This is a genomic window from Microbacterium sp. TPU 3598, assembly GCF_002356155.1.
Lineage (GTDB): Bacteria > Actinomycetota > Actinomycetes > Actinomycetales > Microbacteriaceae > Microbacterium > Microbacterium maritypicum_A.
Genome location: NZ_AP017975.1, coordinates 2,037,550 through 2,059,001 on the forward strand (window position 1 = coordinate 2,037,550; position 21,452 = coordinate 2,059,001).

The following is a 21,452-nucleotide window of genomic DNA, read 5'->3' on the forward strand; positions in this document are numbered from 1 at the left end:
GGTGACGACGCGAGCTGATCCGCTACCGCGAGAACTCGGTGCGCGTGAGGGGTGTGCTCTCCCGCGATGCCGTGACGAGGAACGTGACGGTGTCGGGCAGGTAGCGGTCCTCGCCGTACTCGATCGGCTCGCCTGCCGCGGTGTAGCTCACGCGGCGCACCCGCAGCAGCGCGCTCGCCCGACGCACGCCGAGCAGCTCGGCGTCGGCGCTGGACACGGGGACGGCATCGATGGCGTGCTCGGCGAACGCGGTCACGATCCCGAAGTCACGCGAGAGCGCCTCGACGACGGAGGCCTCGTCATCGGCGATCGAGGCCAGCCGATCGGCGATCCAGTCCGGGTAGCTGGTGCGCTCCAGCATCACGTCGCGGCCGTCGATGCTACGCGTCCTGGTCACACGCAGCACACGCGTCCGCGGGCTCACCCACAGGCGACGCGCCTCCGCCGCGGTCGCCTCCCCGAACTCCTTGCTACGCACCTGCCCGCCCGGCGCCAGGCCCTTGGACCGCGCCCACTGCGCGAACGAACGCAGTTCTTCGAACGACTGACTCTGTCGGCCCGCACGAACGGTCCAGCCCGCGCCTCGAACCGGGGATACCAGCCCTCGGTCCTCGAGACCCGCGAGAGCCCGTCGGATCGTGCCTCGGGTCGAGCCGTAATGCAGACTCAACTTCGTCTCCGACGGAAGACGGGAGCCCGGAGAGAACTCCCCATCGATGATCCTGGTCATCAGATCGCTCATGATCTCGCGATGGGAGCGCGGGGTCGCCGGTAACACCGTCTCAGACTAGGTGAGCCGCGATACCGTCGATCGCGCGATCAGGACAGCAGTTCACAGTTGTCCCCCGCTGCACGCCCGCCGGCGGCTATCGTTCAGACGTCGTTCATCTGCACGCCGCCCCGTGCACACCACGGAGCGGGGTAATCGTCCCGTGACCTCGTCGACGCCCGCTTCCGATCGCTCCGCTTCTGATCGCTCCGCTTCTGATCGCTCCGCCTCTAATCGCTCCGCCTCCCCTCGTTCCACCCCCGCGCGGCCCGCCGCGGCTCGACCCGCCGCCGTGCTCTTCGACCTCGACGGCACACTCGTCGACAGTGAACGGGCCTGGCTCGACGTGATCAGCGCCCACCTCACCCACCTCGGCACAACGGTGTCGTCGGCGCAGCTCGCCGGGTTCGAAGGGCTGTCCGGCATCGATGCCGCCCGCGCTCTGATCGGGCTCGGGAGTACGCGTGCGAGTGCGAGCGCGCTCGCGGCGGAGCTGGAGCTCGTCACGATCGATTCCTTCGCGGGGCGTCTGGAATGGGTCGCCGGTGCCGAGGAAGCACTCGCGCACCTGCGGCGCGAGGGAACCCGGATCGGTCTCGTGACCAGCTCGACCAGGGCATGGGTCGATGCGGTCGCCGAGAACGTGAGCCTCGGTGTATTCGACGTCGTCGTGACCGCGGACGATGTGCGACGCACGAAGCCGAGCCCAGAACCCTATCTGCGGGCGACCGGCCTGCTCGACGTCGATCCGGCCGCGTGCCTGGTGTTCGAGGACTCCGAGGTCGGCGTGCGTGCTGCCGTCGCTGCCGGATGCCGCGTCGTGCAGGTCCGGGCCGACCGGAGGGACGCGAGCGGCACGACGGCCTGCATCCCCGACTTCCGCGCCGTGACGGCACCCTGGGTCGCTTCACTGATGCCCTCCCTGCCCGCGCTTCCCTGACGTCCCCACACTTCTCGACCGCCTTCCGAACCCCGACGACACCTGCGAGGAACCCCATGCTGACCCCTGATCGCCCGAAGACGACACGCCCCCGTCCGCAGGCGGCCCTACGCCGCGCACTCGGTGGAGGGATGATCGCGGCCACGACGGCGCTCACGCTCCTGGTCCCCGTTCTCCCGGCGGCGGCGGTCGCGCCGACGGCCATCCCGACCTCTTCGTCTGCCGTGGAACCGATGACGCAACAGCGCATCGACGCCGCGAACGACGCCTACAACGGCGCCGACGCCACACTCGAGTTCATCACGATGTCCGATACCGAGCTCGGGGGCGCCGCCACGGCGGACAAGACATCCGAGCAGGTGGCCTACGAGGGCGCGAAGCCGCACTTCCAGGCCCTCCGCTCCTGGGCGGACGCCAAGGGCTTCGACCCGCGCGTCGTGGTCGACAACGGCGATGTCGTCGGCGCGAACGACCCGGAGTACTCCGCCCACCTCGCCGGCGACAGCGAGAAGGTCGCCGGCTGGTATCGCGCGGTCGAACGGGTCATGCGCGAGAGTTTCCCCGAGTCGCAGGTCCTGCTCACCCAGGGCAACCACGACATCGCCGATCTGATGGGCACGACCTTCGAATCCGCGCGGAAGAACGCACCGGCCGACGCGCCCGCGTGGCACTATCCGAACGCCGTCACCGGTTACGTGAGCAACTTCCACACGACGATCGAGGGCATCGACTTCATCGGCCTCGACTACAACGGCACCAGCACATTCGGGTACGGCGGCCAGCGGACCGGCTACCAGGCCTTCCTCACCTCCACGCTGCAGGACATCGCCGCGAAGCCCGACTACGACCCCGCGAAGCCGATCTTCGTCTCGATCCACAGCGGCTACGCGGGCACGTCGCTCGGAGGGCCCTTCCACGCCGACTACGACATGGCGGGTCCCGACCTGCAGCGGATCCTCGCGTCCTATCCGCAGGTGATGCTGGGCTCGGCGCACACCCACTTCTCCTCGAATCCGGAGACGAGCATCTTCCAGAAGGACTTCACGGTCTACGAGAACGCCTCGATGAACTACATCTACCAGGACGTGCCGAGCGACTTCCTCGGCGGCGGCTACTTCGGGGGCAACCAGGGAGACCCTGCCGCCGGGGTGTCGCAGAAGTACGCGAACTTCATCTCCGTGCTCGCCGACGGCTCCACCGTCATCCGTCGATTCGACGTCACCCATCAGCGCTGGGTCGGCATGCCCTGGGTGGTCGACACGACCAAGGGCAAGAGCGGCTTCACGTACACCGCCGCACAGCGCAGCACGACCGCGCCGTGGTGGGGTGCCGCCGCCGTCACCGCGACCGATGTCACCGAGGAGACGCTCACGCTGCACTTCGACCAGGCGAAGGACGACGAACTCGTGAACTACTACGAGGTCGAGATCCGTGACCAGGCCGGCAACCCGGTCGCGTACACGGCGAGCCAGGTGCCGGACTTCGGCAAGAACGCGGCGAAGTCCGTCACCGGATCGTTCAAGGCGTACTCGCGGTTCTACATGACCCCGAACACGATGGGATTCGACGTCCGCGGTCTGAAACCGGCGAAGAACTACACCGTCACGGTCACCGCGTACGACGACTTCCAGAACGCGTCGGAGCCGCTCACCGGCCTCGTGCGCACGGCCGGCGAGCTCGTCTTCCCCGATTTCCCCGAGACCCCGGCACCCGCACCGGACGGCGAGTTCCTGCATCTCGCCTTCGAGGGCGACCTCGGTGACACCGGAACGCATGCGGCATCCGGGCCCACGGCGAAGCCGGTCGGCTCGGTCTCCTACATCGCGACCGATCGCCCTGGGGCCTCCGGAACAGCGGTGCGGATCGGCGGAGGCGAGGGCAGCTACGTCGACCTCGGCTCCCGCCCCGAATTCGACCTCGGCACGGATAAGGACCTCACGATCAGCTTCTGGACCAAGGTCACCGACGTCGAGGGGTACGGTGCGATCATCAGCAACAAGAACTGGGCGAACTGGTACCGCTCCGGCATCAACCTCGCCCCGGAGGGCACGAACACCGGCAAGCTCGAGTTCACGCTCGGCGACGGCACCGACGGCGTCTACGCGACCGGCGACGTCGGCGAGTACCGCGGCTCCTGGCACCACATGACCGTGACCGTCGACCGCACGCGCAACATCGCGAGCACCTACATGGACGGCGTGCTGGCGAGGGAGACGAGCATCGCGGGGATCGGGAGCATGACCAGTGGCCTGAACATGCTCGTGGGCGTCGACGGGAGCAAGAGCTACGGCATCGGTCTCGACATGGACGACCTGCGGATGTGGGACACGGCTCTGTCCACGACCGAGGTCGCCGCCCTCTTCGCCGCCGATGATTCGACCACAGAGACCGCCGCACTCGCCCAGGCCGTCGAATACGCGACCGAGCTGATGAACGTCAACGAGGTCGAGGCGGCGAATGGACGTGTCTTCGATGAGACGCTCGGCGATGCTCTCGCCGCGGCGACAGCCCACAGTGCGGCCCTGCTCGCGGGATCTCCGGGAGCGCGGGATGGCTCGACCGATGGTACGGTCGCGACAGTCTCCGCCGTGGTGCCGACGAAGGCACAGCTGCGGACGAGCTTCGAGGCGCTGAAGGCCGCCGTCGACGCGGTGGAGGCCCAGGCCGTGCGCTTCAGCTATCGCACCGAGGTGCGCGGCGGCACCGTTTCGCCCGCAGAGGGCGTTGCGGATCGCGGCGGCCAGGTGCGCCTGACGCTCACGCCGGCTGCCGGTTTCCGGATCCCGGGTTCGACGGTCACGGTCAGCGGCGTCGACAGCTTCGCCATCGAAGGTGCGGAACTGGTGTTGACAGGCGTCGAGAGTCGCGTGCTCGCCTCGATCGACTTCGCCACGGCCGACACCGGCGCCCCCGGCGAGGGCGGCGCCCCCAGCGAGGGCGGCACCCCCGGCGAGGGCGGCAACGGGAACGGGAACGGGGGCAACGGGAACGGGGGCAACGGGAACGGCGGCACGGGACGCGGAGACGGCACCGTGGCGAAACCTGGAACCGACGGCTCCACTGCTCCGCTCGCGACGACCGGAGCAGACGTGGCGATCCTCTGGGTGTGGGCGGGATTGGCTGCCACCCTGCTGGGGGCTGGCGCGTGGCTGGCCCGCCTGCGCCGCCGCGCGGCCTGACGACCGATGGCGAAGGCCCCCTGCTTTCCGTGCTGACACGGATGGCCGGGGGCCTTCGCCGAACGCGTCACTCTCGCGGCGGACGACTCCGACGCATCACCTAACGAAGAAACCCCCGCCTGAGCGGGGGTTTTCATCTTGCTGGGGTACCTGGACTCGAACCAAGAATAACGGAACCAGAAACCGTCGTGTTGCCAATTACACCATACCCCAAGGGCGAAACCGGAGCCTCGCACCGAGAATCAAGCCTACCCGAGCGGCGGCGGAACACCAAAACCGGTGCCGTGCGCCGCCGCCCGGGCGCGTCGCGACTCAGTTCGCGAGGAACGCCGACAGGGAACGCAGACGACGCAGCGACTCGTCCTTACCCAGCAGCTCCATCGACTCGAACAGCGGCGGCGAGATCCGGCGGCCGGTGATCGCCACACGCGGAGGGCCGTAGGCGATGCGCGGCTTGAGCTCGAGCTTCTCCACCAGCTCCGCGGCCAGAGCCTCCTGGATCTTCTCGGGCGTGAACTCCTCCAGCGGCTCGAGAGCGACGACGCAGGCATCGAGCACCTCGGCAGCATTCGCCGGCAGTCCCTTGAGCGCGTCCTCGGCGTATGAGACCTCGTCGGTGAAGAGGAAGCCCACCATCCCGGGGACCTCGCCCAACAGCTGCACGCGCTCCTGCACGAGAGGCGCCACGCGGAACGCCGTCACCAACTGCTCATGTGTGGGCTCATCGAAGAGCCCGGCCGCGGCGAGGTACGGGATCGTCCGCTCGGCGAAGTCCTTCTCCCCCAGCATCCGGATGTGGTCGCCGTTGATCGATTCGGCCTTCTTCTGGTCGAAGCGGGCCGGGTTCGGGTTGACGTTGACGATGTCGAATGCCGCGGTGAACTCGTCGAGCGAGAACACGTCGCGGTCGGGGCCGATCGACCAGCCGAGGAGCGCGAGATAGTTCAGCAGTCCCTCGGGGATGAAGCCGCGGTCGCGGTGCAGGAACAGATCGGCCTGCGGGTCGCGCTTGGAGAGCTTCTTGTTGCCCGTCTCCCCCAGCACCAGCGGCATGTGGGCGAATCGCGGCACGAACGTCGTGACGCCCGCATCGATGAGAGCCGCGTACAGCGAGAGCTGGCGCGCGGTCGACGGCATCAGATCCTCACCGCGCAGGACGTGCGTGATGCCCATCAGTGCGTCGTCGACCGGGTTCACGAACGTGTACAGGGGCACGCCGTTCGGACGCACGACCACGAAGTCGGGGAATGAACCGGCGGGGAAGGTGACCTCGCCACGGATCAGGTCGACGTACGTGACGTCCTCGTCCGGCACGCGCAGGCGCAGAGCGGGCTGTCGACCCTCGGCGCGGAAGGCCGCCTTCTGCTCGTCGGTGAGGTCGCGGTCGAAGTTGTCGTAGCCGAGCTGCTTGGCGCGGCCTGCGGCCTCGTTGCGCGCGTCGATCTCCTCGGCCGTCGAGTAGCTCTCGTAGAGGGCGCCCGTCGCGATGAGCTTGTCGATCACCTCGCGATAGATGTCGTGACGCTCCGACTGCCGGTAGGGCGCATGCGGTCCGCCGACCTCGACGCCCTCGTCCCAGTCGATCTTGAGCCAGGTGAGCGCGTCGACCAGTTGGCGGAAGCTCTCCTCGCTGTCACGGGCGGCGTCGGTGTCCTCGATGCGGAACACCATCTTCCCGCCGTTGTGTCGGGCGTAGGCCCAGTTGTAGAGAGCCGTGCGGACCATGCCGACGTGCGGCAGACCGGTCGGTGAGGGGCAGAAGCGGACGCGGACGTCGGCACCACTGACAGTCGTGGTGAGGGGGTGAGGGGTAGCCATAGCCCTTCGATTCTACGGGGACGGGTGACCGCACCGCTGGAGGATCGAAGCGCTCAGCGAGCGGCGCTCACGGCGACCGCGGCACGATGCGCCAGCGGTAGGAAACCGTTCGCACTCCGCTCTTCGACCACATGGTCGAAAGCGGTCCGAAACCGCTGCCGGTCGACCTCGTCGAGACCGGCGTAGAGCGCACCGGCACCGGCCACTCCCCCTTCGACAGACCGCCAGAGGGCTCGCGGATCCGCGCTCCAGGTCCAGTCGAGCTCGGTGACCTCTACGCGCTGCAGCCCGGCCTCTTGCAGCATCCGCCCGAACCCGTCGGCCGTGCGCTCGAAGTCCTCGTCATCCGGGAGCCTCGGCCCCCCGAAGGGTGCGATACCGGCACGCTCGGTGATCTCGGCCCAGAACCACGAGGGAGAGAGCGTCCAGGTCGTCGCCACGACCGCACCCCGGCTGACCCGTCCCAGCTCTGCGGCGGCCGAACGCGGTGACGGGACGTGATTCAACACGAAGTTCGCGATGGCGACGTCGAACGCGCCGTCTGCGAACGGAAGCGCCGGCAAGGTGCCGTCGATGGGGTCGATCCGAGGATGCCGGCGACGCGAGACCGCGCGCATGGTCGACTCCGGCTCGCACGCGGTCACCGTCCATCCCTCGGCGGTCCACATCGCAGGCAGGGTGCCGTCTCCGGCGCCCACGTCGACCAGGCTGCGGCCGTGCGGCTCGCCCAGAGCCTCCCGCATCGCGACGAAGGTCCCGGCGCACAGCGCCGAGTAGGAGGCGGAGTACGCTTCGCCGACCCCGGACCAGTCCTTCACCGTGCTCCCGCGCGAGCCAGCGGAGACAGCGCCACGATCGCGACGACCAGGATGAAGGCTGCGATCCCGAGTCCGGAGTACTGGAAGTTCGACAGCACTACTCCGGCCAGCACCGAGCCGGCCGCAGCCGAGAGGCTCATGAGCGAATCGCTGCGACCCTGTCTGCGCGTGCGGAGCTCGGGCGCGGAGGCCTCGGTGAGCAGCGCCGCCCCGGCGACCGTCGCCGCGCTCCACCCCAGCCCCAGCAGGATGAGCGCGACCATGACACCCCAGGCCTCGGTACCCGTGAACACGGCGAACGCCAGAGCACCGGCGAGCAGCACCTGGCCGAGCAGCACGACCTTGAGTCGGCCCCACCTGTCGGCGAGCACACCGAAGACCGGCGACAGGGCGTACATCCCACCCACGTGCAGGGCGATCGTGATCCCCACCAGAGCCGAGACATCCGCCGGGGTCGCCGCCATGCCTCCGGCGCCGTGCGCCATGTGCGACAGGTGCACCGGGGTCATGGCCATGACCGACGCCATCACCACGCGAGACCCCGCGATCGCGAAGATCGCATAGCGCGCCACCCGTGGCCGGTCCTCTGCCACCGCTCCGGCGGCAGCCGCCGACGCCGTGGCGAGCCGCTGCGCCGCGAGAAGCGGATCAGGGCGCAGCGCGACGATGTAGAGCAGGAGTGCCGCGCACTGCGCAACGAACGAGAACAGATAGGAACCCGTCTGCGGAGGCATCCCGACCGCCAGCCCGACGATCTCTCCCGGCCCCAGCAGAAGGGGCCCGGCAACCCCGCCGATCGTCGTCGACCAGACGACGATCGACAGATCCCGGCCGCGGTGCTGCGGGGCGGCGAGATCCGTCGCGGCAAAGCGAGACTGCAGGTTTCCCGCGTTGCCCGCGCCGATCATGAGGATGCCGGCGAGCAGCAGCGGGAAGATGCGCAGGGAGGCGGCGAGGATGACGACCGCGATGCCGACCAGTGCGAACAGGTTGCCGAGCGTGAGCGCACGACGCCGGCCGACACGAGCGGCGAGGCGGGCCAGCGGGATCGCGCACGCCGCCGCTCCGAGCGTGACCGAGGCGGTCGCCAGACCGGAGAGCGCGTCGTTCCCCGAGATGTCCGCGGCCAGGAGCGCTCCGAGCGACACCGTGGCACCGAAGGCGATGCCGCCGAGCACCTGCCCGAGCGACAGCACCAGCACGGTGCGTCGCTGGACCGCCGTCTGCTGCGCCGCCGTCAGGGCCACATCGGTCATGACGCGGGTGCGGCGTCCCGCGCGGTATTGCGCAGGATGCCCAGCCCCGTGATCTCGACCTCGACGACGTCTCCTGCGCCGAAGGTTCCGACGCCCGCCGGCGTGCCCGTCATGATGACATCACCCGGGAGCAGCGTGAACACGGCCGAGGCGTACTCGATGATCGCCGGCACCGAGTGGATCATGTCGGTGAGCGGAGCGTGCTGGCGCACCTCGCCGTTCACCCGCGTCTCGATCGTGGCGGTCGCGGGATCGAAGTCGGTCTCGATCACGGGTCCGAGCGGGCAGAACGTGTCGAAGCCCTTCGCGCGCGCCCACTGTCCGTCCTTGCGCTGCAGATCGCGCGCAGTCACGTCGTTGCCGATCGTGTAGCCCAGCACGTAGTCGAGCGCGTTCTCGGCCTTCACGTTCTTGGCGATCTTGCCGATGACCACGACGAGCTCACCCTCGTACTCGGTGCGATCGGAGAGGGGCGGACGCACGATCGCGTCACCAGGTCCGATCACCGCGGTGTTCGGTTTGAGGAACAGCAGCGGTTCCTCGGGAGCCTCTCCCCCCATCTCGGCCGCGTGGTCGTGATAGTTCTTGCCCACACAGACGACCTTCGACCGCGGGATCACCGGAGCGAGCAGCGCGGCATCCGCGAGCGGCACACGGGCGCCGGTGGTCTCGTACCCGGTGAACATCGGGTCTCCGGCGAGCACGACGAGCTCACGCTCGTCGATGATCCCGTACATGATGGCTTCGTCGTGGCTGAACCGGGCGATCTTCATGGGATCCAGCCTAGCGAGGGCGTCCCACCCCGCCGAGACGCACCGCAGACACCGAGACCCACACGTGCGCAGGCGGCAGGCGTGGGTCTCGGTGGTGGGCGCGGGTATCGTCCGCGCGGTCAGGCGTCGAGGCGCAGAAGCCAGCCGTGCTTGTCCTCGCGGCGGCCGTACTGGATGTCCGTGAGCTCCTCACGCAGCGAGAGTGCGAGCTCGCCCAGCGGCTGCGGTTCGTCGAACCCGTCTCCGACGAGTGCGCCGATCGGGGTGACGACCGCGGCGGTGCCGCACGCGAACACCTCGACGATGTCGCCGGAGGCCACGCCTTCGCGCCACTCGTCGATCGAGATCGGGCGCTTCTCGACCGTGTAGCCGCGGTCATCCGCCAGCTGCAGGAGCGAGTCGCGCGTGATGCCCTCGAGGATGCTGTCCGACTCGGGGGTGACCACACGTCCGTCCTTGAAGACGAAGACGACGTTCATGCCGCCGAGCTCCTCGACATCGCGCTTCTCGTTGAGGAACACGACCTGGTCGCACCCCTTCGCGCTCGCCTCGCTCTGTGCGAGCAGGCTCGAGGCATAGTTGCCTCCGGTCTTGGCCTTGCCGGTTCCGCCCTTGCCGGCGCGGGCGTACTCCTCGGAGAGCCAGATGCGCACCGGCTTCACCCCGCCGGAGAAGTAGGCGCCTGCGGGGCTCGCGATCACGTAGTAGGCGACCTTCTGCGCGGCGCGCACGCCGAGGACCGCCTCCTTCGCGAACATGAACGGGCGCAGGTACAGGCTCTGGTCAGCGCCGTCCGGAACCCAGCGGCCATCCACGGCGATGAGCTCGCGCAGCGACTGGATGAAGTACTCGGTCGGCAGCTCCGGCAGAGCGAGACGACGAGCGCTGGCCTGCAGACGCGCAGCATTGCGGTCGGGTCGGAACGTGTGGATCGAGCCGTCCGCGTGACGGTAGGCCTTGATACCCTCGAAGATCTCCTGCGCGTAGTGCAGCACCGATGCCGCGGGGTCGAGCGGGATCGGACCGTACGGCTGCACGCGAGGACGGTGCCAGCCGCCCTTGGCGGACCAGCAGATGTCGACCATGTGATCGGTGAAGACCACGCCGAAGCCCGGATTCTCCAGCACCTCGGCGAGCCGTGCGGGAGACGCAGCGGTCAGGTTCTTCGTGACGGCGAACTCCAGGGGAGCCACGGTCGCCTCGGCATCGATGGTCGTCATCTCATCATCCATTCCTCGTGGGTGGGCGCATCCTCGCGCCCGTTCAGCCTACGCCTGCAGTCAGAGGCGTGCAGTGATCGCGGAGCCGATCTCCGCCGTGGTGCGAGCCGCCGTCCGTGCCGCGATGTCCGCCTCGACCGCGGCACCGACCCGTGCGGATTCCTCGGTGAGTCCGAGGTGGTCGAGCAGCAGCGCGATCGAGAGGATCGCCGCCGTCGGGTCGGCTTTCTGCTGTCCGGCGATGTCGGGCGCTGAGCCGTGGACCGGCTCGAACATCGACGGGAACGCGCCGTCGGGGTTGATGTTCCCCGAGGCGGCGAGGCCGATGCCACCCGTGACCGCGCCCGCGAGGTCGGTGAGGATGTCGCCGAACAGGTTGTCGGTGACGATCACGTCGAAGCGCGAGGGGTCGGTGACCAGGAAGATCGTGGCGGCATCGACGTGCAGGTAGTCGACCTCGACGTCGGGGTGCTCGGCCGCCACCTCGTTCACGACGCGCTGCCAGATGGCACCGGCGTGCACGAGCACGTTGGTCTTGTGCACCAGCGTGACCTTCTTATGACGACGCTCGGCGAGGTCGAACGCGTAGCGCACGACGCGCTCGACGCCGAAGGCGGTGTTCACCGAGGTCTCGTTCGCGACCTCCTGCGGGGTGCCCTTGCGGATGGCCCCGCCGTTGCCGACGTACGGCCCCTCGGTGCCTTCACGCACCACGACGAAGTCGATGTCGCCGGGCTCGGCCAACGGGCCCGAGGCACCGACGAACAGCTTCGACGGCCGCAGGTTCACGTAGTGGTCGAGGGTGAAACGCAGCTTCAGCAGCAGGCCCCGCTCGATGTTGGCGTCCTTGAGGCGCGGGTCGCCCGGGGTGCCGCCGACCGCGCCGAGCAGGATCGCATCGTTCGCGGAGATCGCGGCGAGGTCATCGTCCGTGAGGGTGTCGCCGGTCTCGAGGAAGCGTCCGGCGCCGAGCGAGAAACGGGTCTTGTCGAAGACCACACCACTGTCGGCGGTGACGGCGTCGAGCACCTTCTCCGCTTCGGCGATGACCTCGGGACCGATGCCGTCACCGGGGATGACGGCCAGCTTCACGACACGCGACATGAGACTCCTTGCGCACTGCACGGGGATGGACCGGCTCGGGCTCACCGCAGGGAGAGCGAGCCGGTCCTCCCAGCGTACTGGTCAGTGCGTGGGGGCTTTGCGCAGTGTGACGGCGGCGATCACGCCCGCGACGACGACGAGACCAGCGCCGATCAGCGAGGTCACCATCACCCCGGAGCCGAATGCGGCCGCCGCCGCCTCCCACAGCGCGGTGCCGAGCTGGCCCGGCAGCGCCTGCGCCGCCGTGTAGGCCCCGGCGAGAGTCTCCCCCGCCGCGTGCGCCACGTCTGCCGGCAGGCCCTCCGGAAGCACGAGAGCCCCGCGGTAGAAGGCCGTGATGATGCCACCGAGCACCGCGGTGCCGAGCACCGCACCGAGTTCATAGGCGGTTTCGGAGACCGCACTCGCCGCTCCCGCCTTCGCGGCGGGGGCGCTGGAGAGGATCAGTTCGTTGGAGATCGTCTCGGCGGCACCGATGCCGATGCCGAGCACCACGAATGCGACGACCAGCGGCAGGACGCCGTGCTCGTGCGTCGTGAACGCCACGATCAGGTAGCCGGCCACGGAGAACGCGAGCCCGACGGGGATCACGATGTGCGGCGGGATGCGACGGGAGATCGGGACGACCGAGAGTCCGGCCACGATCATCGCGAGCATTCCGGGCACGAGCGCGAGCCCGGCCATCATCGGGGACAGCCCGAGGACGAGCTGCAGGTGCTGCGAGACGAAGTAGAGGAAACCGACCAGAGCCACGACGCTGAGCAGGTTGACCAGGATCGCACCGGAGAAGGAGCCCCGACGGAAGAGCGCCATGTCGAGCATCGGCGTCTTGGCACGCAGCTGGCGACGGACGAACAGGTAGCCCATCACGAAGCCGAGCAGCGCCCAGGCTCCGGCCTTGAGACTCGGCCCGTCGACGGCCAGCGACTTGATCGCGTAGACGACCGGGATCATCGTCGCCATCGACAGCGCGATGCTGATCAGATCGATGCGCCCGGGGTTAGGGTCGCGGCTCTCGGGCACCAGCAGCGGCGCGGCGACGAGCAGCGGGATCAACACGGGCACGGCGATGAGGAAGACGGAACCCCATGCGAAGTGCTCGAGGAGAAAGCCGCCGACGATCGGTCCGAGCGCGGAGCCCGCGGAGAACGCCGACGCCCACACGGCGATCGCCATGCGGCGCTGGTCGCGATTCTGGAAGATCGAGCGCAGGAGGGAAAGGGTCGACGGCATCAGCATGGCGCCGAAGAAGCCGAGGAGCGCCCGGGCGGCGATCAGCAGCCCGGCAGTGGGCGCGAAGGCGGCCAGTGCGGAGACGGCGGCGAAGCCGGTCGCACCGATCAGCAGCATCTTCCGGCGCCCGAAGCGGTCGCCCAGCGTCCCCATCGTGACCAGGAGGCCGGCGAGCACCAGGGGGTACACGTCGATGATCCACAGCTGCTCCGCCCCCGTGGGAGCGAGCGCGATCGAGATCTCGGGGAGCGCGAAGCTCAGCACCGTGTTGTCCACCGACACCAGCAGCACCGGCAGCATGAGGACGACGAGTGCCGCCCAGCCGCGGGCTCCGACGCGGGGAGCGTCCGTCTCTGTCGTCGGGATCGACGCAGTACGGTTCATGGAACACCTCTCAGAATCATGACGGCACGGTTAGTGAACCGTCCAGATGGTATAGTAACAGAATTCCCGCCCCTCCCCTGTGCAGAGGATCCACGATGCCCCGACCTCCCCTCGCCCGCGAGAAGGTGCTCGACGCCTTCGAAGCGATCCTCATCGAAGACGGCGAACGTGCAGCGACGCTCGATGCGACCGCGAAGGCGGCCGGCGTCTCCAAGGGTGGCCTCCTTTACCACTTCGGGTCGAAGGATGAACTGGAGGCAGGGCTCGTCGAGCGGCTCGACCGACTCACGACGCTCGACCTCGAACGCATGACCGCAGCCGACGAGGGGCCGGTCGCCTACTACGTGCGCACCTCGGTCATGGAGGACGACGCCCTCGATCGCGTGCTGATCGCCACGACGCGGCTGGCCCAGGGCGGATCGATCCCTGCCGCCGACATGCTCCGCGACACGCGACGACGCTGGGCGGAGACGATCCGCCCGCATGTGCGCGACAATGCGAGCCTCGACCTCGTGATGCTCGTGAGCGACGGGCTCTACTTCAACAACTCGCTAGACGTGCACGGCCCCGAGCGGCTCGTCCCCCGCAGCGACGAACTCGCCGAGCTGATCGCCCTGGTCCTCAGAGCCACGGCCTGACCCGCCGAGACATAAGAAGAGGGCGGGAGCATCACACTCCCGCCCTCTTCTGCACTTGCGCACTGAGACCGGTGCAGCCAGACCTGTGCGATCAGACCTCGGTGATCTCGATCTGACGGAAGAGGTCGGCGTCGATCGCGTCGCGCACGTCGTCGAGCAGTTCGTCCGAGACCGGCGAGTCCAGGGTCAGCACGCTGAGGGCCTGGGCCCCGGCGGCCTGACGGGCGATCTGCATGCCGGCGATGTTGATGCCGGCCTCCCCGAACTTCTGGCCGTACACCGCGACGATGCCGGGGCGGTCCGTGTAGAGCATGACGACGTGGTGCTTCTCGATCGGCAGCTCGAGCCGGTGGTCGTTGATGCCGACGAGCTTCTCGGTCTGCTTCGGACCGGTGAGCGTGCCGGACACCGAGAGCTGCGAGCCGTCGGACAACGCGCCCGCGAGGGTGATGACGTTGCGGTACTCGTCGCTGACGTCATCCTTGAGCAGACGCACCGCGATCCCCCGCTGTTCGGCGAGGAGCGGCGCGTTGACGTAAGAGACCGTCTCGCTGACGATGTTGGTGAACACGCCCTTGAGCGCAGCGAGCTTGAGCACGCTGACGTCGTAGTCGTTCAGCTCTCCGTGCACCTCGACATCGAGGCTGGTGAGCGGCGACGTCGCGAGTGCCGCGAAGATCTGGCCGAGCTTCTCGACGAGCGAGATGCCGGGACGCACGTAGGGATCGATGACGCCACCCGCGACGTTCACCGCGTCGGGGACGAGGTCGCCGCCGAGAGCGAGGCGCACCGAGCGAGCGACCGAGACGCCGGCCTTCTCCTGCGCCTCTTCGGTGCTGGCACCGAGGTGAGGGGTGACCACGACGTTCGGCAGGTCGAGGAGCGGCCGAGCGGTGCCTCCCTCTGCCGGGGGCTCGGAGGTGAACACGTCGAGTCCGGCACCCGCGATCTCACCCGCGACGAGGGCCGCGTGCAGCGCCTCCTCGTCGATCAGCCCACCGCGTGCGACGTTGACCACGAAGGCGGTCGGCTTCATGGCCGCGAACTGCTCGGCACCGATCATGCCGGTCGTCTCCGGCGTCTTCGGCATGTGGATCGTCAGGAAGTCCGACTCCGCCACGAGCTCGTCGAGCGAGAGCAGCTGCACGCCGAGCTGCTGTGCGCGGGCAGACGTGACATAGGGGTCGTAGGCGACGACCCGCATGTCGAAAGCCGCGAGGCGCGCGGCGACGAGGGCGCCGATGCGGCCGAGACCGACGATGCCGACCGTCTTCTCGAACAGCTCGGCGCCGGTGAAGGAGCTGCGCTTCCACGCACCGGCAGACAGTGAGGCATGCGCCGCCGGGATGCGGCGGGCGAGGCTCAGGATGTGGCCCACCGTAAGCTCGGCGGCGGAGACGATGTTCGAGGTCGGCGCGTTGACGACCATGACACCGGCAGCCGTGGCCGCCTTGATGTCGACGTTGTCGAGGCCCACTCCGGCGCGGGCGACCACCTTCAGCTTCGGGGCGTGCCCCAGCGCTTCCTCGTCGATGCGCGTCGCCGAGCGGACCAGCACGGCATCGGCATCCGCGAGCGCCGCGAACAGCGCCTCGCGGTCGGTGCCGTCGACGTCACGGACGTCGAAGTCGGGACCGAGAGCGTCGATCGTGGCGGGAGAGAGTACTTCGGCGATAAGCACGACAGGCTTCGGCACAGTGGATCCTTCGGGGCAGCGCGGCAGGGGCCGATGCGCCGCACACCATGGGGGCGCGATCGCGTCAACTCTACCGGAGCAGGCGCAGCCCTCCGCGCCGTGTGACGTGGCGCGACAGGCTGCTCACGCGCTGGGCATCGTCAGGCTCAACGCGATCAGACTCATCCAGAACACCGCGACGACGCCGAGCCCGGCGAGGAACACCAGAGCGAGCTCGCCCACCCGCCGCCGCCTGCCGATCGCGTAGGCGAAGGCGAACACGATCGCGGGGAAGGCGACCCCGAACAGCAGGGTTGCCCATCCACCGCCGCTCAGTCCGGTCTGGGCCATCGTGATCAGATGCGCGATGGCGTTCCAGACCGCGTAGGCATAGAAGAGCCCGGCGAGTCCGATGACGAGACCGACGAGCCAACGCGGCGTGCCCGCAGACACCTGCGGTTCGGTCGATGACGCGGTCATGATCCGATCACCCCCACGGTGACGAAGGGCCAGGGGACGAGGAGCACGACTCCGGCGAGCAGCACCGCGACACGGATCCACGCAGCCCTCCCCCGAGTGAGCACCCAAGCAGCCAGGAACCACAGCGCGGGCGCAGCGATCGCGAGGAAGAACCACGGCAGGAACATCACGTCGGAGACGAGGAAGGATGCCAGCGGCTGCAACCGGAGCCCTCCGACGATCCAGCCGATCGTGTAGAGGAGGTAGACGCCGCCGACGACACCGACGAGCAGCAGCATCGGGGTGCTCAGCCCCGAGGGCTCGTCGTCGGTCGCCGGTGTGACGGTGCCGTCGTCCTCGATCGTCCCGACGTCGTCGCTGCCCTTGCCGACGGCGTTCCAGCCGTGCGGAAGCGCGCGATCCTTCGGTGTCGAGGCCTCGTCGCCGTCCCAGCTGAGCGCGTCGTCGGAATCGGAAGTCATGTCCCCAGCGTAGGACACCCGGTCCACTAGGATCGGGGTTGCCTTGAGCCGGAACGGCGGGCACCGGAGGGGAAGGGAACACCGTGGCTGCGAGCGAGAACGCCGAGACCGGGAACAGCGACGCCCGCGTCGCCCAGTCCGCGAAGAGCACGGCGACCGAACCACCTGCCGGTTGGGTCCCCACCCCCGAAGCCAAGGCCAAGGCGACGCGCTTCCGCTGGATCGCCGCCATCCTCTGGGCTGTCGCGATCATCGGCGAAGGCGTCGGCATCTTCTGGCTCCTGCGCCAGCGCGTGTTCGTCGGCGAAGACGGCACCCTCGTCCGCAACCCCGACACCGGCCTGCTCGAGGAGCAGGGTGTCACCGCGACGTTCCCGCAGTGGGCGTTCATCACGCTCCTCGTGCTGCTCGTCGTGATCGCGGCCCTGTCCATCACCGGCTCGGTGCTGTGGAAGAAGGCCAACCGCCTCGACCCCGCGCGCAGGGCGGACAAGACGCGGTTCTTCGTGCAGAACCAGCTCGGTGCGATCGTCGCAGTCGTGGCGTTCCTCCCGCTGGTCATCCTGATCTTCCTCAACAAGGACATGGACAAGGGCCAGAAGACCACGGCCGGAATCGTCGGCGTCGTCCTCGCGGCCCTGGCCGTCTTCATCGGCGTCGACTTCGCTCCGGCGTCCGTCGAGCAGTACACGGCCGACCAGTCGGCCGTGATCCAGCTTCTGGGCAAGGACGAGGTGGTCTGGGTCGACGGCGGCAAGGTCTACCACGTCTGCGATGACGTCCCGGCGATCCAGACCGGGAGCGAGATCCGCACCGGCACGACCGCACAGGCCGTCGAGGCGGGCAAGATCCGGCTGACCCTGCAGTTCGCTTCGGAACTGCGCGCCTGCGACCTTCCCGTCCCCGAGAACGACGAGCAGATCACCGAGGCGCTGCGATCGATCCAGGCAGGCCAGACCGACACCGTGCTCCCAGCACCGGCGTGGGCTGATCCGGCCGAAGCCCCGATCGTGGTCGAGGAAGCTCCGGCGGAGTGACGGCCCGCTCGACGCTACTCCGCGTCGAGCGCCTCCACCAGCCGCTGCTCGGCCGACGACAGGTGCGCGTCGAGAAGAGCCGCTGCCCGTTCTCCGTCGCCTGAAGCGACCGCGTCGAGGATCTCGGCATGCTGCGACGCGATCACCGAGGCGTCGAGAAGCCGGCGCCCCTGCACCTGCGCCATGCACAGCCGCACTTCGTCGAGCACGCTGCGGTACATGCGCCCGGTGCGTTCGCTGTCGAGTGCATCGATGATGGCGGTGTGGAACCGCAGATCGGGGTTCACGGTCGCCGGGTCGGGACCCGGGGGCATCGCGAGGATCTCCGCATTCGCATCGCGCGTCGCGCTCGGCACGGTGCTGGTCTTCGCGAGCTCGCGAAGCGCCGCGCTCTCGAGTCGGGCCCTGGTGCGGTAGACGTCACGCACTGTCGCGGGGTCGATCCCGACCACACGCGCGCTTCGATGCGCGGTGCGCACGAGCAGGCCACTGGCGACGAGCTGTTCGATCGCCGCTTTCGCGCTGGGACGCGCAACTCCGAAGGTCTGCGACACGGCCGCTTCCGTGATCGGATCCCCCGAGCGGATCTCGCCGCCGAGGATACGACCGCGCAGCTGTGCGGTGACGGCATCCACGACGCCGACGATCCCCAGCGGTGCGTCCGAAGTGGTGGTCATGCGGGTCAGCCTATCGAAGAGCCGCACGCTCGGTACACTTGTCTGACAATCGTGTTGATCACCTTCCGACGGAGCAGAGGAGCACCGTGCCGACCACCCTCGCCGAACCGCTGGACCCCGCCCTGCTGGGCCCCGCGACTCAGGTCCATTCGCGCTCCATCGACCGCTTCGCCCGCGCCCACGACGCCTCCCACTACCTGCTGATCCCGGATGCGGTGCTCTCCCCCGCGGATGCCGAAGGGGTGGCACGCGCCTTCGGAGCCGTTCGCGCCGCCGGCCGCACGATGACGTTCCGCTCCGGGGGCACCAGCCTCTCCGGGCAGAGCGTGAGCGGGGACATCCTCGTCGACACCCGCAGCAGCTTCCGCGAGATCCGCGTGGAAGACGACGGCGCGACCGTGCGCGTCGGCCCCGGCGCCACCGTGCGCCAGGTCAACACCAGACTCACGCGCTATCGCCGCAAGCTCGGCCCCGACCCCGCCAGCGAGATCGCCTGCACGATCGGCGGAGTCGTCGCGAACAACTCCAGCGGAATGGCCTGCGGCATCACCGAGAACTCGTACCGGACGATCGAGTCGATGACGATCGTGCTCCCGAGCGGAACGATCCTCGACACCGGCCGTCCGGATGCGAATGAGCTGCTGCACGCCGCGGAACCCGCGATCGCCGCGGGCCTGCTCGATCTGCGGGCACGTCTGCTCGCCTCGCCCGAGCACGTCGCCTTCCTGCGCCAGCAGTTCTCCATGAAGAACACCATGGGTTACGGGCTGAACGCGCTCCTCGACTTCGATGACCCCGTGCGCATCCTGGAGCACCTCATCATCGGCTCCGAGGGCACACTCGCCTTCGTTGCCGAGGCCCGCTTCCGCACGATCGAGGTACGCCCGTCGATCGCGACGGGGCTGCTCGTGTTCGAGACGCTGTCCGCCGCGATGACGGCACTTCCCGACCTCACCCGACTCGGACTCGCCACCATCGAGCTCATGGACGCCGCCTCCCTCCGGGTCGCGCAGGGGTTGAGCGACGTCCCGGCATCGATCGCGGAGATCGAGGTGCAGGGGCACGCCGCTCTCCTGGTGGAGGTGCACGCCTCCGACGACGATGCGCTCAGGGAGGCGAGTGCGACGGCACAGGCGCATTTCGAGGCACTGCCGCTCGCCGTGACACCGCGCCTCACCACGGACTCCGGAGAACGCGCCGCACTGTGGCACGTGCGCAAGGGGCTCTACACCGCGGTCGCCGGCGCCCGCCCCTCGGGAACGACGGCTCTCCTCGAGGACATCGTGGTGCCGGTGCCGCGTCTTCTCCACACGTGCGAGCGACTCATCGAGCTGTTCGCCGCGCACGGGTACGAGGGCTCGGTGATCTTCGGGCACGCCAAGGACGGCAACGTCCACTTCCTCCTCAACGAGCGTTTCGACGATGCCGACAGCGTCGCGCGCTATCGGCGCTTCACCGATGATCTGGTGGACCTCGTGCTGTCCCAGCAGGGATCGCTGAAGGCCGAGCACGGGACCGGGCGCATCATGGCGCCGTTCGTACGCCGCCAGTACGGTGACGAGCTCACCGACATGATGTGGGAGATCAAGGGCCTCCTCGACCCCGACGGCATCCTGAATCCGGGGGTGGTCCTCTCCGACGACCCGGACTCCTACCTGCACGACCTCAAGCGGGTGCCGACGGTCGAGGGCGAGGTCGACCGCTGCGTCGAATGCGGCTACTGCGAACCGACCTGTCCGAGCAAGAGCATCACCCTCACGCCTCGACAGCGCATCGTGATCCGCCGCGACATGGCGTGGGCCGAGGAGCAGGGCGACACCGAGCTGCTGCGCGACCTGCAGAAGGACTACGACTACGACGGCGTCCAGACGTGTGCGGTCGACGGCATGTGCGGCGTGGCCTGTCCGGTCGACATCAACACCGGCGACCTCGTGCGTCGGCTTCGTGCGGAGCAGTCGAACGCGATCGAAGGCGCGGTGTGGGGCGTGGCCGCGAAGCACTGGGGCACGGTCACCCGGGCCGGAGGGGTCGCGCTCACCGTCGCCGATGCCCTCCCCGCTCCGCTCGTGCGCGGCGTCACGCAGCTCGGCCGCGCGGTCCTCGGCACCGACACCGTGCCCCTCTACGACGGCGGGCTCCCCCACGGCGGCTCGAAGCCCCCGCGCCCGGAGTCGCCGACCGATGCGCAGGCCGTCTTCTTCGGCGCCTGCATCGGGACGATGTTCGGTGCGGAGGGCGAGGGCGAGGGATCTCGGGATGCCCTGCGTGCACTGCTCGACCGGGCGGGGATCCCCGTCGTGATCCCCGAGGAGAACGGCGGACTCTGCTGCGGCACACCGTGGAAGTCGAAGGGCCATCTCGACGGATACGCACGCATGTCGGACCGGGTCCTGGAGTCGTTGTGGGTCGCGAGCCGGCACGGCGAGCTTCCCGTGGTGTGCGATGCGGCGTCCTGCACCGAGGGCCTGGACGTGATGCTCGCACAGTCGGTCGCGAAGAACCCCCGGTACGCCGGGCTGCGTATCGAGGACGCCACGACCTTCGTGGCCCGCGAGGTGCTGCCGAAGCTGACCGTCACGGCGAAGCTGCCCACCATCGCGGTGCATCCGACCTGTTCCACGACGGCGCTCGGGGCGACCGGGGCGCTGACCGCGATCGCCGGAGCCGTCGCCGACGACGTGTTCGTCCCCGAGGGGTGGGGCTGCTGCGCCTTCGCCGGGGACCGCGGCATGCTGCACCCCGAGCTCACGGCCAGCGCGACCGCTCAGGAGTCGGCGGAGATCGCGGAGGCCGAGAGCACGCGCGGCGACTTCGATGCGTTCGTGTCGGCCAACCGCACCTGCGAGATCGGGATGACACGCGCCACAGGGCGACCGTATCGGCATGTGGTCGAGGTGCTCGAGGAGCTCACCCGCCCCTGAGCGCGGGCGCACACAGCGAGGGCCCTCCCGACTCGTGGTCGGGAGGGCCCTCGCCTCGTCGCGATCCGA

Annotated in this window: 17 protein-coding genes and 1 tRNA gene; 5 read left to right on the plus strand and 13 right to left on the minus strand. The window is 68.9% G+C overall.

What is annotated here, in order from left to right:
• Positions 1-22: 22 nt before the first annotated feature.
• Entirely contained in the window at positions 23-742 is a 720-nt protein-coding gene (locus tag MST3598_RS09720; RefSeq protein ID WP_029259062.1) for a GntR family transcriptional regulator, read from the minus strand.
• A gap of 319 nt (positions 743-1,061) precedes the next feature.
• Between MST3598_RS09720 and MST3598_RS09725 the strand changes: the two genes are divergently transcribed.
• The gene (locus tag MST3598_RS09725; protein ID WP_029259061.1) at positions 1,062-1,709 is read left to right on the plus strand and encodes an HAD family hydrolase; all 648 of its coding nucleotides are present in this window, start codon (positions 1,062-1,064) and stop codon (positions 1,707-1,709) included.
• Between the two features lie 56 nt (positions 1,710-1,765).
• The gene (locus MST3598_RS09730; RefSeq protein ID WP_029259060.1) at positions 1,766-4,888 is read left to right on the plus strand and encodes a LamG-like jellyroll fold domain-containing protein; all 3,123 of its coding nucleotides are present in this window, start codon (positions 1,766-1,768) and stop codon (positions 4,886-4,888) included.
• A 141-nt stretch (positions 4,889-5,029) separates the two neighbouring features.
• Here MST3598_RS09730 and MST3598_RS09735 read toward each other — a convergent pair.
• The 8 genes from MST3598_RS09735 to MST3598_RS09770 all read right to left on the minus strand — a co-directional run bounded on the left by MST3598_RS09735 (position 5,030) and on the right by MST3598_RS09770 (position 13,494).
• A tRNA-Gln gene (locus MST3598_RS09735) sits at positions 5,030-5,101 on the minus strand.
• Between the two features lie 99 nt (positions 5,102-5,200).
• On the minus strand, positions 5,201-6,706 hold the full coding sequence (gene gltX, locus MST3598_RS09740) for a glutamate--tRNA ligase (protein WP_029259059.1): 1,506 nt from the start codon (positions 6,704-6,706) through the stop codon (positions 5,201-5,203).
• A 53-nt stretch (positions 6,707-6,759) separates the two neighbouring features.
• Complete coding sequence (locus MST3598_RS09745; protein ID WP_029259058.1) at positions 6,760-7,524, minus strand: class I SAM-dependent methyltransferase; 765 nt, start codon at positions 7,522-7,524, stop codon at positions 6,760-6,762.
• Complete coding sequence (locus MST3598_RS09750; RefSeq protein ID WP_096359553.1) at positions 7,521-8,780, minus strand: MFS transporter; 1,260 nt, start codon at positions 8,778-8,780, stop codon at positions 7,521-7,523. The genes MST3598_RS09745 and MST3598_RS09750 overlap by 4 nt, the downstream gene beginning before the upstream one ends.
• Entirely contained in the window at positions 8,777-9,553 is a 777-nt protein-coding gene (locus MST3598_RS09755; RefSeq protein ID WP_029259056.1) for a fumarylacetoacetate hydrolase family protein, read from the minus strand. The genes MST3598_RS09750 and MST3598_RS09755 overlap by 4 nt, the downstream gene beginning before the upstream one ends.
• A gap of 119 nt (positions 9,554-9,672) precedes the next feature.
• Positions 9,673-10,773, minus strand: coding sequence for a branched-chain amino acid aminotransferase (locus tag MST3598_RS09760; RefSeq protein WP_096359697.1), 1,101 nt, complete (start codon positions 10,771-10,773; stop codon positions 9,673-9,675).
• A 60-nt stretch (positions 10,774-10,833) separates the two neighbouring features.
• On the minus strand, positions 10,834-11,877 hold the full coding sequence (locus MST3598_RS09765) for a 3-isopropylmalate dehydrogenase (protein WP_029259054.1): 1,044 nt from the start codon (positions 11,875-11,877) through the stop codon (positions 10,834-10,836).
• A gap of 81 nt (positions 11,878-11,958) precedes the next feature.
• Positions 11,959-13,494 (minus strand): MFS transporter, encoded by a 1,536-nt coding sequence (locus MST3598_RS09770; protein WP_021200393.1) that lies wholly within the window; start codon positions 13,492-13,494, stop codon positions 11,959-11,961.
• A 95-nt stretch (positions 13,495-13,589) separates the two neighbouring features.
• Here MST3598_RS09770 and MST3598_RS09775 point away from each other — a divergent pair, with 95 nt between their 5' ends.
• Positions 13,590-14,132, plus strand: coding sequence for a TetR/AcrR family transcriptional regulator (locus MST3598_RS09775; RefSeq protein WP_021200392.1), 543 nt, complete (start codon positions 13,590-13,592; stop codon positions 14,130-14,132).
• Between the two features lie 91 nt (positions 14,133-14,223).
• Here MST3598_RS09775 and serA read toward each other — a convergent pair whose 3' ends face one another.
• The 3 genes from serA to MST3598_RS09790 all read right to left on the minus strand — a co-directional run bounded on the left by serA (position 14,224) and on the right by MST3598_RS09790 (position 16,748).
• On the minus strand, positions 14,224-15,828 hold the full coding sequence (serA, locus tag MST3598_RS09780) for a phosphoglycerate dehydrogenase (protein WP_029259053.1): 1,605 nt from the start codon (positions 15,826-15,828) through the stop codon (positions 14,224-14,226).
• Between the two features lie 123 nt (positions 15,829-15,951).
• Positions 15,952-16,287, minus strand: coding sequence for a hypothetical protein (locus MST3598_RS09785; RefSeq protein WP_029259052.1), 336 nt, complete (start codon positions 16,285-16,287; stop codon positions 15,952-15,954).
• Positions 16,284-16,748, minus strand: a complete 465-nt coding sequence (locus tag MST3598_RS09790) for a hypothetical protein (protein ID WP_029259051.1) — start codon at positions 16,746-16,748, stop codon at positions 16,284-16,286. The genes MST3598_RS09785 and MST3598_RS09790 overlap by 4 nt, the downstream gene beginning before the upstream one ends.
• A gap of 83 nt (positions 16,749-16,831) precedes the next feature.
• On the opposite strand from MST3598_RS09790, the gene MST3598_RS09795 reads away from it, so the two are divergent.
• Positions 16,832-17,785: a hypothetical protein gene (locus MST3598_RS09795; RefSeq protein ID WP_029259050.1), complete on the plus strand. Its 954-nt coding sequence runs from the start codon at positions 16,832-16,834 to the stop codon at positions 17,783-17,785.
• A 14-nt stretch (positions 17,786-17,799) separates the two neighbouring features.
• Here the strand turns inward: MST3598_RS09795 and MST3598_RS09800 are convergent, their stop codons facing one another.
• Positions 17,800-18,462, minus strand: a complete 663-nt coding sequence (locus MST3598_RS09800; protein WP_029259049.1) for a GntR family transcriptional regulator — start codon at positions 18,460-18,462, stop codon at positions 17,800-17,802.
• An 86-nt stretch (positions 18,463-18,548) separates the two neighbouring features.
• Between MST3598_RS09800 and MST3598_RS09805 the strand changes: the two genes are divergently transcribed.
• Complete coding sequence (locus tag MST3598_RS09805) at positions 18,549-21,383, plus strand: FAD-binding and (Fe-S)-binding domain-containing protein (protein ID WP_029259048.1); 2,835 nt, start codon at positions 18,549-18,551, stop codon at positions 21,381-21,383.
• The last annotated feature ends 69 nt before the right edge of the window (positions 21,384-21,452 follow it).

Excerpts from the sequence above, each read along its gene's own strand:
- MST3598_RS09765 (WP_029259054.1), bottom strand. The coding sequence starts at position 11,877 with ATGTCGCGTGTCGTGAAGCTGGCCGTCATCCCCGGTGACGGCATCGGT.
- MST3598_RS09720 (WP_029259062.1), bottom strand. The coding sequence starts at position 742 with ATGAGCGATCTGATGACCAGGATCATCGATGGGGAGTTCTCTCCGGGC.
- MST3598_RS09770 (WP_021200393.1), bottom strand. The coding sequence starts at position 13,494 with ATGAACCGTACTGCGTCGATCCCGACGACAGAGACGGACGCTCCCCGC.
- MST3598_RS09750 (WP_096359553.1), bottom strand. The coding sequence starts at position 8,780 with ATGACCGATGTGGCCCTGACGGCGGCGCAGCAGACGGCGGTCCAGCGA.
- MST3598_RS09790 (WP_029259051.1), bottom strand. The coding sequence starts at position 16,748 with ATGACTTCCGATTCCGACGACGCGCTCAGCTGGGACGGCGACGAGGCC.
- MST3598_RS09785 (WP_029259052.1), bottom strand. The coding sequence starts at position 16,287 with ATGACCGCGTCATCGACCGAACCGCAGGTGTCTGCGGGCACGCCGCGT.
- MST3598_RS09775 (WP_021200392.1), top strand. The coding sequence starts at position 13,590 with ATGCCCCGACCTCCCCTCGCCCGCGAGAAGGTGCTCGACGCCTTCGAA.
- MST3598_RS09755 (WP_029259056.1), bottom strand. The coding sequence starts at position 9,553 with ATGAAGATCGCCCGGTTCAGCCACGACGAAGCCATCATGTACGGGATC.
- gltX (WP_029259059.1), bottom strand. The coding sequence starts at position 6,706 with ATGGCTACCCCTCACCCCCTCACCACGACTGTCAGTGGTGCCGACGTC.
- MST3598_RS09760 (WP_096359697.1), bottom strand. The coding sequence starts at position 10,773 with ATGACGACCATCGATGCCGAGGCGACCGTGGCTCCCCTGGAGTTCGCC.
- MST3598_RS09730 (WP_029259060.1), top strand. The coding sequence starts at position 1,766 with ATGCTGACCCCTGATCGCCCGAAGACGACACGCCCCCGTCCGCAGGCG.
- MST3598_RS09800 (WP_029259049.1), bottom strand. The coding sequence starts at position 18,462 with ATGACCACCACTTCGGACGCACCGCTGGGGATCGTCGGCGTCGTGGAT.